This window comes from Blastococcus jejuensis (genome assembly GCF_039534705.1).
Taxonomy (GTDB): Bacteria; Actinomycetota; Actinomycetes; order Mycobacteriales; family Geodermatophilaceae; genus Blastococcus_B; species Blastococcus_B jejuensis.
Genome location: NZ_BAAAVV010000011.1, coordinates 17007 through 30295 on the forward strand (window position 1 = coordinate 17007; position 13289 = coordinate 30295).

13 protein-coding genes are annotated in these 13289 nt (G+C 74.3%); 8 read left to right on the forward strand and 5 right to left on the reverse strand.

The annotated features are described in order from the left end of the window. The first annotated feature begins 21 nt into the window (after positions 1–21). The 5 genes from ABD644_RS18315 (at position 22) to ABD644_RS18335 (ending at position 6498) form a co-directional block, all read left to right on the forward strand. The gene (locus ABD644_RS18315; RefSeq protein ID WP_344690455.1) at positions 22–1116 is read left to right on the forward strand and encodes a DNA glycosylase AlkZ-like family protein; all 1095 of its coding nucleotides are present in this window, start codon (positions 22–24) and stop codon (positions 1114–1116) included. A 283-nt stretch (positions 1117–1399) separates the two neighbouring features. Further along, a complete protein-coding gene (locus ABD644_RS18320) occupies positions 1400–1585 on the forward strand; it encodes a hypothetical protein (protein WP_344690456.1) in 186 nt (61 codons plus the stop codon). Positions 1586–1724: 139 nt separating this feature from the next. Next, the gene (locus ABD644_RS18325; RefSeq protein ID WP_344690457.1) at positions 1725–3797 is read left to right on the forward strand and encodes a hydantoinase/oxoprolinase family protein; all 2073 of its coding nucleotides are present in this window, start codon (positions 1725–1727) and stop codon (positions 3795–3797) included. After that, on the forward strand, positions 3794–5677 hold the full coding sequence (locus tag ABD644_RS18330; protein WP_344690458.1) for a hydantoinase B/oxoprolinase family protein: 1884 nt from the start codon (positions 3794–3796) through the stop codon (positions 5675–5677). The genes ABD644_RS18325 and ABD644_RS18330 overlap by 4 nt, the downstream gene beginning before the upstream one ends. A gap of 92 nt (positions 5678–5769) precedes the next feature. Continuing rightward, a complete protein-coding gene (locus ABD644_RS18335) occupies positions 5770–6498 on the forward strand; it encodes a hypothetical protein (protein WP_344690459.1) in 729 nt (242 codons plus the stop codon). A 2-nt stretch (positions 6499–6500) separates the two neighbouring features. On the opposite strand, the gene ABD644_RS18340 is transcribed toward ABD644_RS18335, so the two are convergent. Beyond that, entirely contained in the window at positions 6501–7103 is a 603-nt protein-coding gene (locus ABD644_RS18340) for a hypothetical protein (protein ID WP_344690461.1), read from the reverse strand. A 199-nt stretch (positions 7104–7302) separates the two neighbouring features. On the opposite strand from ABD644_RS18340, the gene ABD644_RS18345 reads away from it, so the two are divergent. Both ABD644_RS18345 and ABD644_RS18350 read left to right on the forward strand, forming a co-directional pair. Then, a complete protein-coding gene (locus ABD644_RS18345; protein ID WP_344690462.1) occupies positions 7303–8472 on the forward strand; it encodes a sensor histidine kinase in 1170 nt (389 codons plus the stop codon). Continuing rightward, positions 8469–9131: a response regulator transcription factor gene (locus tag ABD644_RS18350; protein ID WP_344690463.1), complete on the forward strand. Its 663-nt coding sequence runs from the start codon at positions 8469–8471 to the stop codon at positions 9129–9131. Before ABD644_RS18345 ends, ABD644_RS18350 begins: the two co-directional genes overlap by 4 nt. On the opposite strand, the gene ABD644_RS18355 is transcribed toward ABD644_RS18350, so the two are convergent. Next, a complete protein-coding gene (locus ABD644_RS18355; protein WP_344690464.1) occupies positions 9098–9613 on the reverse strand; it encodes a DnaJ family domain-containing protein in 516 nt (171 codons plus the stop codon). The two genes, ABD644_RS18350 and ABD644_RS18355, sit on opposite strands and share 34 nt — an antisense overlap. 103 nt (positions 9614–9716) lie before the next feature. On the opposite strand from ABD644_RS18355, the gene ABD644_RS18360 reads away from it, so the two are divergent. Beyond that, positions 9717–10739: an ATP-dependent DNA ligase gene (locus ABD644_RS18360; RefSeq protein WP_344690466.1), complete on the forward strand. Its 1023-nt coding sequence runs from the start codon at positions 9717–9719 to the stop codon at positions 10737–10739. A gap of 40 nt (positions 10740–10779) precedes the next feature. Here the strand turns inward: ABD644_RS18360 and ABD644_RS18365 are convergent, their stop codons facing one another. From ABD644_RS18365 to ABD644_RS18375, 3 genes are all read right to left on the reverse strand, one after another. After that, the gene (locus ABD644_RS18365) at positions 10780–11292 is read right to left on the reverse strand and encodes a MarR family winged helix-turn-helix transcriptional regulator (protein ID WP_344690467.1); all 513 of its coding nucleotides are present in this window, start codon (positions 11290–11292) and stop codon (positions 10780–10782) included. Then, positions 11289–12146: an SDR family oxidoreductase gene (locus ABD644_RS18370; RefSeq protein ID WP_344690468.1), complete on the reverse strand. Its 858-nt coding sequence runs from the start codon at positions 12144–12146 to the stop codon at positions 11289–11291. Before ABD644_RS18370 ends, ABD644_RS18365 begins: the two co-directional genes overlap by 4 nt. 85 nt (positions 12147–12231) lie before the next feature. Continuing rightward, positions 12232–13239, reverse strand: a complete 1008-nt coding sequence (locus ABD644_RS18375) for an anti-sigma factor RsbA family regulatory protein (protein ID WP_344690469.1) — start codon at positions 13237–13239, stop codon at positions 12232–12234. Positions 13240–13289: the final 50 nt, after the last annotated feature.

Genomic DNA, 13289 nt, shown 5'->3' on the forward strand with positions numbered 1-13289 from the left:
GCCCGGCGCTACGGTGGCCCGGTGACCGCGGAGGTCGACCGGCGCCAGGTCCTGGCCTTCCGCGTGCGCGCCCAGCAGCTCGACCGGGCCGCGGGTTCGCTCGCCGACACCGCCGTCCTCGATCTCGGGGTGCAGGACACCGGCCCGGACGGCGCCCTCTGGGCGCTGGCCCTCCGTGGCGTCGACCGCCCGCCGGCGGCCGACCTCGCCACCGTCTGGACCATCCGGGGGGCTCCGCACGTGTACCGGCGGTCGGACCTGCCGGGCGTGGCCGCCGCCTCGGCGCCGTTCTCGGACGCTGATGCCGGCAAGCGCATCTTCGACGCGGCCAAGCCGCTCAGAGCGGCCGGCATCCCTCCGCTGACCGCCCTCGACGCCGTCGCCGACGCCATGCGGTCGATCGTCACCGGGCCGATGGTCAAGGGGGAGCTGTCCACCCGGCTCACGGCGGTGATGGACGAGCCGTACACGCGGTTCTGCGTCCCCTGCGACGCCGTCCACCTCTGGGAGCAGCCGTTCCGGCTGAGCGCGCTGCGCGCCGGGCTGGAGCTCCAGCCGGGCACCTCGCCCCCGGTCCTGCAGCCGATCCCCGACTTCGCTCCCACCGCCGACGTGCCCGCGCGGCTCGACGTCGTCCGCGGCTACCTGCGCCTGCTCGGTCCGGCCACGCCCAAGCTCGTCGCCGGGTACCTCGACGCCCCGATCACGGACGTGCAGGCCCACTGGCCCGACGACGCGGTCGAGGTGGCCGTCGAGGGCGAGCGGCGCTGGATCCTCGCTGCCGACGCGGGCCGGCTGGCCGAGGAGGGGGCGTCGGTCACCCGCCTGCTCGGCCCGTTCGACCTCTTCCTGCAGGCCCGGGACCGGGCACTGCTCGTGCCCGACGCCGCGCACGCGAAGGCGCTGTGGCCGGTGCTCGGCCGGCCCGGGGGCGTCCTGGCCGACGGCGAGATCGCCGGCAGCTGGCGGGCCCGGCGAGCGGGGCAGGACGTCGCGGTCACGGTGGAGCTCTGGGCGTCGGACTCGCCGGCGCTGCGTGCCGCGGCCGCCGAGCAGGCCGCGCGCCTCGCGGCATTCCGGGGGCGCCGTCTCTCGTCGGTCGACATCCAGACCTGATCCGGCCGCGCCTCCGCAATTCCTTCCCGACCATTCCGTGCGCATTTATGCACGTGCATTCCGGCCACGCCCGACAGTGGTGAGTGCCCGGCGTCACACCGCCATCCACGCTGGTGGCGGGCGTCACACGCGATGCCGCCCCGATGTGGCGCAGGTCATGGAAATGGCAATCACGGTGGCTGGAGTCACACCAATTGGTCCGACCATTGACTCCAGTCCCGACTATTCTCGTCGATGACTTGAGCAGACGTAATTGCACAGACGTTTCGGGAGAAGACGAGAGATGACGACGTTCGTATCGCAGCAGCAGCTGACCGCCCCCGCCGTCGACGCGGGTCGTTTCGTCCGGGCGCTGGCCTCCGTGCGCACCTGGGGCAAGGACTACGCGGGCGCCTTCCGCGCCAGCGCCGCCGCCCCGCGTCGCGAGGGCATGGACCCCGTCGCCCTCCTGATGTTCGGGCGCGACTGACCTGACCCCGGAGCGCCCGCCGCGGCGCTCGCACCACCGCACGCCGCCACGGTCCCACCGTGGCGGCGTTCGTCATCTCCGGAGGCGAATCGACGCCGGCGCCTTCCGCGCGGGATACCTCAGCGCTAAGGTTTCTGGCATGAGTGAGCGTCGGGTCCGCATCGGCATCGACACCGGCGGGACGTTCACCGACGTCGTCGCCGTGGACGAGGAGACCGGCCGGACCACGACGACCAAGACCCCGTCGACCCCGGCCGACCCTGCCGAGGGCTTCCTCAACGGGGTCCGCAAGGTGCTCGGCCTGATGGACCTCGACGGGTCCGCCGTCACGGCCGTCAGCCACGGTACGACGGTCGCCACCAACCAGCTGCTCGAGGGCAAGCTCGACCGGATCGGGTTCATCACCACCGAGGGCTACGAGTCGGTGCTGGAGATCGCCCGCCAGTCGGTGCCCGACGGCTACGGCAACAGCTACTTCTGGGTCAAGCCGCCGCGGATCGTCCCGGCCGACCTCGTCCGCACGGTGCGTGGCCGGCTCGACCACACCGGCGCCGAGGTGCGCCCCTTCGACGAGGACGACGCCCGCGCCGCCGCCCGGTTCTTCGCCGACGCCGGCATCACCACGATCGGCGTCTGCTTCCTGCACGCCTACGCGAACGACGCGCACGAGCGCCGCATGCTCGAGGTGATCCGCGAGGAGCACCCCGGCGCCGTCGTCTCGATCAGCTCCGAGGTGCTGCGCGAGTACCGCGAGTACGAGCGCTCGGTGACCACGCTGGTCGACGCCGCGGTGAAGCCGAAGGTCGGCGCCTACGTCACCAACATCCGCACCCGGCTGGACGAGATCGCCCCCGGCGTGCCGTTCTACGTGATGAAGAGCAACGGCGGCGTGCTGTCGGCTTCCGAGGTCGTGCACCAGCCGATCACCACGATGCTGTCCGGCCCGGCCGCCGGCGCGCTCGGCGCCGCCCTGATCGCGGGCACCGCCGGCTTCGACCGGGTGCTCACCTGCGACGGCGGCGGCACGTCCACCGACGTCACCGTCGTCATCGACGGCGAGCCGGCGCTCACCACCGAGGGCTCGGTCGGCGACTACCCGAGCAAGATCCCGATGATCGACGTCGTCACCGTCGGCGCGGGCGGCGGCTCGATCGCCTGGCTCTCGCCCGAGGGCACCCTCAAGGTCGGCCCCAAGTCGGCCGGCGCCGACCCGGGCCCGATGTGCTATCCGAACGGGGGCGAGCAGCCCACCGTCACCGACGCCCACGTCGTCCTCGGGCGGATCCCCCCGCACCTGCTGGGCGGCGAGATCCCGCTGTCGGTCGAGGCCGCGACCGACGGCCTGGCCCAGCTCGGCGCCGAGCTCGACCTGTCGCTCGAGCGCACGGCCACCGGCATCCTCGAGATCTCCGCGTGGAACCAGGCGAACGCGCTGCGCCAGGTGACGGTCGCGAAGGGCCTCGACGTCCGCGACTTCACCCTCACCACGTTCGGCGGCTCCGGCTCGCTGCTGGCCTGCCGGCTGATGGACATCCTCGGTCTCCCCCGCACGCTCGTGCCGCCGAACCCCGGCAACGTCAGCGCGTTCGGGCTGCTCACCGTCGACGTCCGCAACGACTACGTGCAGACCGTCGTCAGCAAGCATCTCGATCTCGATCTCTCCCGGGTGCAGACCGTCTTCGGCGACCTCGAGGGCCAGGCGCAGGCCGCGCTGGACGGCGAGGGCTTCGACCGCGGGCAGCAGCGCATGCAGCGCACGGCGGACCTGCGCTACGTGGGCCAGGCCTTCGAGGTGCGCGTCCCCGTTCCCGACGGCGTCCTCGACCGCGCCGCCGCCGAGGAGGTCGCCCAGGCCTTCCACGCCGCCCACCGGCAGCTCTACGGCTACGACTTCGCCACTGATCCGCGCCAGGCGGTCGAGTGGGTCAACCTCCGCGTCAGCGGGATCGGGCCGATCCGCCGTCCCGACATGGTCGAGCTGGAACCGAGGGACGGCGGGACGGACCGGGCCGTCACGGGCTCCCGGCGGGTGTTCTTCGACGACTGGATCGACACCCCGACCTACAACCGCCCCGACCTCGCACCCGGCGACGTGGTGACCGGACCCGCGATCATCGAGGAGTTCGGCTCGACCGTCCCGGTGCACCCCGGCTTCGCCGTCACCGTGGACGCCTACGGCAACCTGCTGCTCACGAAGGAGTCGGCCCAGTGACCTCCAGCCTGCAGAACGGCAAGGTCGACGCCGACCCGGTCCTCGTCGAGATCGTCGCCGGCACCCTGGCCGCGATCGAGAAGGAGGTCGAGACCTCCATCGGCAGGACGTCGAGATCCCCCATGATCCGCGACGCGCACGACTTCCGCGCCGGCATCCACGACCGCAAGCTGCGCAAGCTCACCGGCCGCTCGTACTCGGCGCTCGTGCACCCGGTGGTGCGCGACTACCCGATCGAGACCATGAACGTCGGCGACGTCTTCTTCCACAACGACGTCTACCTGTCCGAAGGCGGCATCGGCCACCTGCCCGACCTGTGCGTGACCGTGCCGGTGTTCGCGGGCAACCCCGAGACCGGGGAACCCGAGGTCGTGGCCTTCATCCAGGCCTTCGGCCACCACGACGACATCGGCGGCGCGGTGCCCGGCTCGATGCCGAGCGCGGCGACCAGCGTGTACGAGGAGGGCCTCATGGTCCCCCCGATCAAGCTGTGGGACCGCGGCGTGCCCAACGAGAGCGCGCTGAAGATCATGACCCGCAACTCGCGGATGCCCGATTCGCTGGCCGCCGACCTCGACGCCGAGTGCTCGGCCTGCCTGGCCGGCGCCCGGCGCCTCGGCGAGCTGTTCGACCGCTACGGGGTGGCCGCGGTCGAGGCCTGCTTCGAGGCCATCCTGTCCAGCTCCACCGAGGTCTACCGGCGCGAGATCCTGTCCCAGATCCCCGACGGCACCTACGTGTGGGAGGACTACGCCGAGCACGACGGCGTCGAGGAGCCCCAGCTGCACCGCCAGCGGATCACGCTGACCATGGACTCCACCAAGGAGACCCCGCTGGTCATCGACTTCACCGGCACCGGTCCGCAGGCCAAGGGGCCGATCAACCACTGCGGCGACTACGCCGACGGCAACTTCCTGAAGAAGTGGCTGGCGCCGATCCTGCGCAACCTGGCGGAGACGCCCGAGCGGATGGCCCAGCTCGACGTGAACGAGGGCGTCGTCCCGCTGATCGAGATGCGCTTCCCGGAGAAGGGGACGTTGCTCACCCCGATCTTCCCGGCGCCCACCAATGCCCGGACGTTCGTCATCCTGCGGCTGCTCGGCGTGCTGGCCGGTGTGCTGGCCAAGGCCACCGGCGGCCGGATGCCGGCCGACCAGGAGACGATCCGCTACACCGGCGTCTACGGCACCGATTTCGACGGCGAGCCCTACCTCATGCGCGAGGTGCTCGGCGGCGGCTCGGGCGGCCGCTTCTACGCCGACGGCGAGGACACCATCCACGTCGTCCCCGATTCCCGGAACCTGCCCACGGAGTTCACCGAGGGCCGCTTCCCGCTGCGGATCGAGCGGCTCGGCCTGGCTCTGGACTCCGGTGGCCCCGGCCGGTACCGCGGCGGCTGCGGCTACGAGAAGCACATCCGGGTGCTGCGCGACGCGCACTTCATGTCGATCGCCGACCGCTCGATCCTCGCCTGCTGGGGCGTGAAGGGCGGGAAGGCCGGCCAGCCCTTCCAGGTCACCGTCGACCCGGGCGGGCCGAACGAGCACGAGGTCGACGCGCTCGCCGACGCCGAGCCGCTGACGGCCGGCACCGTCGTGCGCATCCGGACGACGGGCGGTGGCGGCTGGGGCGACCCGCTGGACCGCCCGGTCGACGAGGTGCTGCGGGACATCGCCTGGCGGAAGGTGTCGGTGGAGGGCGCCCGGGACGACTACGGCGTCGTCGTCGGCGAGGACGGCGCGGCCGACGAGACGGCGACCGAGTCGCTGCGGGCCGAACGCCGCGCCGCGCGCACCGGCGAGGAGCCGTTCTTCGACCGCGGCCCCGGCTACGCCACCCTCTCCGGCGGCGCCGCGTTCAACGAGTTCGACGTCCTCTGAACGTAACGACACAGTCTCGGAATTCGCGCGGCGCTTGATCGCGCAGGTCCCGGGCTGGATGCTGGCCGCCCCCACCACCAAGGCGGCCGCCGATGACCTCCCGGGCACGGAGCACGACTGCGCTGGGGTTCCTGGTCGCCTGCGTCGCCGTCCTCACCGCGGTGGGGCCGGCATCGGCGGCACCGACGCCGCACGTCCCCCCGGACGTCGGCGCGGCCTTCGCCGGCACGGCGCTGCGTCAGGCGCAGGCGGGCGCCTTCGGGGTGGAGGCCGACTTCTCGGGAGACGTCCGGACCGACCACGTCCACGAGATCTTCATGTTCACGCTGCCCTTCGTCGCCGGGAGGGAGACCACCGAGCCGGTGGTCAGCACCGGCTCCTGGATCGCCACCGTCCTGCGCGGCGACGACGTGCTCGGCGTGATCTGGGTGTGGAAGCCCGACGGTGGGGACGCGCAACTGCAGGGCTACTCCGGCGACACCGCGCTCGGCGCCACGCTGGCAGACGTGGCTCCGACCGACCTGCTCGTCGAGGACGCCCCGACCGGGTCCTGGTTCGCGCTGCGGGCCACGACCGTCCGTCCGCTCAACGACTGGGCCCGGGACCTGCTCGCCGCGCCCACGGACATCACCGACCTGCAGACCGCGGTGGCAGAACAGGCCGCCCTCCGCGCCGAGCAGGCGGCGGAGAGCGGCGACCAGGAGTTCTGGGGGCAGACCGCGGCGATCGCCGGGCCGGTCGCGATCTTCGTGGTCGTGTACGGCGGGATCACCCTCCTCGAGCGGCGCCGGCGCCGGGGGGTCCCGGCGCCGGCGGCCTGAGGTCAGGCGGACGCCGATGCCGGGACCCGCACCGGGGAGGCCGCGGGAGCCGCCAGGCGGCGGGCCAGCAGGGACGCCGCGACGCCGATGAACAGGACCCGGAAGGGCTCCGGCGAGGGCACGAAGGCGATGACCCCCGCCACCGCCGTGGCGACGCCCAGCCACGTCGGCACCAGCCCGGCCCGCAGCAGCGCGATCCCGGTCCACGCCCAGCCGACGGCGAAGACCGCGTAGGACGCGATGAACCCGATGACGGTGGTGACCAGGTCCGCCTCGAGCGCCTCCGGCGCTTCCTGGGCCAGCGCCGAGATCACGAAGAGCGCGGCCCAGGACCCGCCGGCGACGAGCACCGACCCGAGGACCGCGACGGCACTGCCCGCCACGGCGCGGCCGGCCTCCCGCAGGCGGGCCAGCGCGGCGAGGGCCACCGCCCCGATCGCGACGAGCGCGACCAGCATGGCGGCCGATGAGGCGGTCGCCAGCACGGTGCCGTCCAGGGCGTCCTCCCCGACGGTGACGATGCCGACGACGAACAGGCCGAACGCAACGACCACCGCCGGCCCGGCCACGAGCCCCAGCGGTCGCAGCAACGATGCGAGTTCCATGTCTCCTCCTGTGTCGATGTCTTGCGTCGGTGCGGCCCCGCGGGCCGATGGACAGACGCTGCCGCGACCACCGCAGCGCCGTCGCCGTCCGGGCGCGGTGACCGTCTCCTCCGCCCGGAGGAGGGACCCGGTCCTCCGGGAGGTGGTGCGCGGGGCTCGCGGCACGGCACGCTGCACGGACGAACGGGAAGGAGGGGTCGTGGCCGTGGTCGCCGTCCGTGGGGCATCGCTGCAACCGGTGCTCGACGTCGCCGTCCCCGTGCTTCTCGGCGTTCTCTCGGTCGTGCAGCTGGTGTCCGAGCCGCCGCCCGGCGACCCCACGCTGCTGACCGTCTGCGCGCTCGCATCGGTCCTGCCGCTGGCCGTCCGGCGGCGTGCCCCGCTGGCGGTCACGGTGGTTGTCGCGGCCGGCATCGTCGGGCAGGTGCTCGTCGCCGACGGGGCGCCGGCCACCTTCGCCTCCTTCGTCGCGACGATGATCTGCGTCTACACGCTCGTGCGGGAGGCTCGGCCGGGGCACATGGCCGCCGGACTGGGGCTGCTCGCGATCGCGATCTCCGCCGTCACCGTGCTGCAGGCCCGGGCCGACCCGATCGAGCCGTTCGAGTTCGTCTACCCGCTGGTCTACTTCGGCGCCGCGGGCGCGCTGGGTGCGCTCGTGCGGCAGCGGGCCCAGCGCCTCTCCGCCGCGGAGGACCGGGCCAGGGCGCTGGAGACGGAGCTGCAGCGGGAGGCGGAGGTGGCCGCGGCCGACGAGCGCGCCCGCATCGCCCGGGAGCTGCACGACGTCGTCGCGCACGGCTTGAGCCTCATGGTGGTGCAGGCGGAGGCGGCCGAGGAGATGCTGGGCCGCTCGCCGGAGGCGGCCGGGGTGCCGCTGCGGCGGGTTCAGGAGACCGGCCGGGAGGCGCTGGGAGAGATGCGCCGGTTGCTCGGCGTCCTGCGGACCCCCGCCGACGCGACGCCCTCCACCGCCCCCCAGCCGTCACTGCGACGGCTGCCCGAGCTGGTGCAGGAGGCCGCGGACGTGGGCCTCCGCGTGGACCTCGCCACGGAGGGCACTCCGGTGGACCTGCCGCTCGGGGTCGAGCTCGCCGCCTACCGGATCGTCCAGGAGGCGCTGACCAACGTGCGGCGGCACGCCTCCGCCCGCCATGCGTGCGTGCGACTCGGGTACGGCACCACCGAGCTGCGGGTGGAGATCACCGACGACGGCCGCGGGCCGGGCCCCGGCGACCGCCCGGGACACGGCGTGATCGGCATGCGCGAGCGGGCCGCGCTGTACGGCGGCACCGTCACCACCGGCCCCGCAGCCGGGGGCGGATTCGCGGTCGTCGCCGTCCTCCCCCTCGAGGTGAGCGCCCGGTGACGATCAGGGTGCTGATCGCCGACGACCAGGCCATGGTCCGCGAGGGCCTGCGGATGATCCTCGACGCGCAGGACGACATCGACGTGGTGGCCGAGGCCGGCGACGGGCGGGCGGCGCTGCGGTCGGCGGCCGAGCACCGGCCCGACGTCGTCCTGATGGACATCCGGATGCCGGTGATGGACGGGCTGCAGGCCACCGAGCAGCTGCTCCGCGGCGGGCGCCCGGGCCCCCGGGTGCTCGTCCTGACCACGTTCGGCGAGGACGAGTACCTCTACGCCGCCATGCGCGCCGGCGCGGCCGGCTTCCTGCTCAAGGACTCGCCGCGGGCGGCGCTGCTGCACGCCGTCCGCACCGTCGCCGACGGCTCCGCGCTGCTGGACCCGGCGCTGACCCGCCGGCTCATCGAGGACTGGGTCCGGCGCCCGCCGCCGGGCTCGGGGGTGCCCGAGTCCCTGCGCCGGCTCACGCCGCGCGAGCTCGACGTGTTCACCGGCCTCGCCCGGGGACGGTCCAACGCCGAGATCGCCGCCGACCTGGTGCTCTCGGAGACCACGGTCAAGAGCCACGTCGCCCACGTGCTGGCGAAGCTGGACCTGCGCGACCGCGTGCAGGCCGTCGTCCTGGGCTACGAGTCCGGCCTCGTCCGGCCCGGCGGCTGACGGCCCCCCACGGAGCGGCGCCGCCACCACCGGCCCCGCGTCGGCTCGGGCGCCGGGGGCGGCTCCGGCGCGGGAGGGGGCCGGCTGCGCCGCCACTCGGCCACGAGCGCGTCGACGTCGGCCAGGCCGGGGACGGCGTCCGGGGTGAGCTGCGGCCGCCGCCAGAACTCCTCCACGCGGCGGTTGTAGTCCTCGGCCAGTACCCGCACCGCCGCCTCCGTGGCCAGGCCGGTCACGACCGTCGGCAGCAGGTCGCGCTCCCGGCGCAGGCGCATCCCCGGCGGCAGCATCCCCGCGAGGTCGAGGTCCTCCTTGCGCGCCTTCTCGAGCACCCAGTCGTAGGCGGTCTCCTCCGGGTCACGCCGGGGCAGGGGTTTGCCGGCCCCGGGCAGGTCGTCGAAGTCGCCGCGGGCCATGCCCTGGGCGATCTGCAGGTCCACCCACGTCTCGAACGACATGCCGGTGGGCTTGCGCTCGGTCACGGGATCCATGGTGACACCGCGCTCCGTGGCCCGTCCGGCTCGATCGGGTGACGGCGCGACAGCACGTGCTGCACGCGCCGACCGGCCCCGGCAGGCTGTCCCGGTGCCTTCCACCCCCCGTGGCCTGCAGAGACTCCCGGGCCTCCCGCCCGAGCTCGCCGGGCCGGTCGCGGTGGAGCTCGCCAAGCCCGTGCGGGCGATCCCGCCGCCGTCGGCGCTGCCCGGGGGCTGCGTGTACGAGCCGAAGTGGGACGGGTACCGGCTGGTCGTGGTCCGCACCGGCGCGGGCACCCGCCTGTGGTCCAAGCAGGGCCGTGAGCTGACCGACCGCTTCCCCGACGTCGCCGCCGCAGCGCTGGCCCAGGTGCCGCCCGGCACGGTCATCGACGGCGAGGTGGTCATCTGGAACGGCGACCGGCTCGACTTCGGCCTCCTCCAGCAGCGCATGGTCACCGCGGCGAGCCGGATCCGCGCGCAGGTGCGCGCGCACCCCGCCTCGTACGTCGCGTTCGACCTGCTCGCCGCCGGCGGGCAGGACCTGCGCGACGAGCGCCTGTCGCGCCGCCGGGCGGCGCTGGAGGACGTCGCCGCCCGGTGGGCGCCCCCGATGCAGCTCTCCCCCGCCACCACAGACCGCGACGAGGCCCGCCGCTGGTTCGCCGACTTCCGGGCGGCCGGGGTGGAGGGGCTGGTCGCCAAGGGGGCCGGCACCCGCTACGCCCCGGGCCGCCGCGAGTGGCTCAAGGTGAAGTCCTGGGAGACCACCGAGGTGCTCGCCGGCGGGGTCATCGGCACCATCGACCGGCCCAGCCAGCTGGTGGCCGGTCGCTACCGCGACGGCGAACTGGTCGTCGTGGGGCGGAGCAGCCCGCTGTCCCCCGCCCAGTCGGCCGAGCTGGCCGCCGTTCTGGCGCCGGCCGGGTCCGACCACCCGTGGCCCGACCGCATCGGCACCGGCCGGTTCGGCGGTGGCCGGCTGTCGGTGCCGCTGACCAGGGTGGTCCCGGACGTCGTCGTCGAGGTGAGCGCCGACGCCGCACTGCAGGCGGGCGTGTTCCGGCACCCGCTGCGGTACGTGCGGGTACGCCGCGACCTGCGGCCGGGTGACCTGCCGCCGCTGGGCTGACGCTCAGGGCTGGGACCGCTCAGGGCTGCTGGGGGATCGCTCAGGGCTGCTGGGGGATCCGGCCCCGGGCGACCAGCAGCCGGCGCAGCAGGTCGGCCAGCTGGTCCCGCTCGGCCGCCGACAGCCCGTCGAGCAGCTGGTGCTCGGTCTCCAGGTGGTCGGGCAGCGCCGCGTCCAGGGCCTGCTTGCCGACGGCGGTGAGCGTGACCACGACGGCCCGCCCGTCGGCCTCGCTGCGCTCGCGGGTGATCAGGCCGCGCTCCTCCAGCCGGTCCAGCCGCTGGGTGATCGCGCCGGAGGTCACCAGCGCCGTGCGCATGAGAGCGGTGGGGGTGAGCTGGTACGGCGGCCCGGCCCGGCGCAGCGCGGCGAGCACGTCGAAGGACGGCGCGTCGAGGCCGTGCCGGGCGAACGTGGCGCGCTGGGCGAAGAAGACCTCCCGCTGGAGCTGGGAGATGCGGCCGATGACGCCCATCGGCGAGCAGTCGAGATCGGGCCGCTCCCGTTCCCACTGCTCCAGGATCTGGTCGACGGCGTCCTCCACGTCGCTCACCGTAGGGCTCCGGTCGCACCCGGTCCCGGCAGCGGCAGGTCGGCGAGGTGCTCGGCGTACGTGCGCGGCGCCCGTCCGAGCAGCGCCGTGAGGACGCGCGGGCTGCCCGTGAAGCCGTGCGCCCGGTAGTGGTCGAACATGGTGCGGGCGCACCGGGCGGCGTACTCCTCGACCGGCGGGACCGGGCCGTCCGGGACGGCGTCGACGGCGGTGACCGGGCGGCCGGTCCGCTCCGCGAGCAGCTCGGCGATCCGGCCGGCGGTCAGCGACTCGGGACCGGCGGCCTCGAAGGTGCCGCCGTCCAGACCGTCCTCGGTGAGCAGCACCGCGGCCGCGTCGGCGACGTCCCGCAGGTCGACCAGCGACTGACCGTGCGCCAATCCCCAGGCCGACCGGAACCGGCCGCTCGCCACGGCGTCGGGCAGCGTCGCGTCCAGGTTGTCGGCGTAGGCGCAGGGCTGAAGCACCCGCCAGGCCAGGCCGCTGGCGTCGAGCGCCTCCTCCACCCTGTCCTTCGCCGCGTGGTGCGGCATCGACCGGGCCTGCGGGCGCAGCACGGAGTGGTAGACGACCCTCGGCACGCCGACGGCCCGGGCCGCACCCCACAACGCCGTCGCGCCGGTCGCCTCGTGTGGATCGAAGTTGGGCCAGATCAGGTAGAGCGCCTCGGCGCCGGCCAGCAGCGGGGCCATGGCCTCGACGTCGGTGAGCTCGGCGGCGACTACGGCGGCACCGAGCTCGTCGAGGTCGGGGTGCGGCCGTGCCGTGCCGACGACGGCCCGCACCGCACACCCCTGCCGCCGCAGCGACGCGACGACGGCGGTGCCGGTGCGACCACCCGCTGCCGTCACCACGATCACCGGGATACCTCAGCAGTGAGACATTCCGCCCGTCAAGGCAGGTGAGAACGTCGTGGGCCTCATCGCCCCGGAGCCGGCGTCAGCGCAGGCGGGAGCTGAGCCGCACGGTGAGCCCGTCGGGGCCGGGCAGCACGTCGACGTGGTCCCACAGCTTGCGCGCCAGCCACAGGCCCATCCCGCCGTGGGAGAGGTCGAACCCGTGTGCGGGCAGGAACCCCGAGAACGGGTCGCCCCAGGAGGTGCCGCGGTCGGAGATCGCGCACACCACGGTGGCACCGTCGGCCCAGACCCGGGCGCCCACCGGCGGGACCCCGTGGCGGAACGCGTTCGCCGCGATCTCCGCGGCCGCGAGGTGGAGGTCTTCGCGTTGGTCCCGGTCGGGCACCCGCGCCGCGAGCACCGCGCCGAGCTGGTGGCGCAGCCCCGGCAGCGATCGGGCGTCCTCGACGACGAACAGCGGCGCACCGTCCTCGGCGGGCTCCCGCGGGATCGGCAGCGACGGGACGTAGCGCACCGGGTCCTGGAACGCGGCGCTGACCGACCACTCCGCGCCCCGCACGAGCACCGGGTGCGTCGCGGGGGCGCTGTCGATCACCTGGTCGGGCAGCCGGCGCCGGTCGTACAGGCAGATCGCGGACGCCGGGGCGTCACCCAGCAGCCGGTTGTAGACGGACTCGAAGCGCTGCCCCTCGTGCCAGTCGGCGGGGTCGCTGCCGAAGTCGATGCCGGCGACCACCCGGAGCCGACCGGTGCCGCCGGCCGAGGCCCGCTCGAGGTAGCGGCGGCACATCGTGAGCGCGTCCGGGGCGCGGGACCCGAGCAGGGTGATCCGCTTTTCGGACTCCACCCGGGTGGCCTGCTCCCCGAGCGCCTCGCAGATGAGCGCCGTCGTGTCGTCGGGGCACGCGAGCACCACGAGATCGCCTTCGCGGAGGCCTGCCTCGAGGAACGGCAGCGCCGTCGCGAGCAGCTCCGCGTCGCTACCGACGACCGAGGCGGCGTGGCCGTGGCCGGTCGGCGCGGGCGCGGCGGCGTTCCGGAGCGCGGGATGGGCCGGGAACGGGCGGTCCGGAGCCGTGCTGTTCACCCGCCCCTCTAGCTGTTCGAGGCCGGTGACCTCCGGCCGGAGAAGCCATT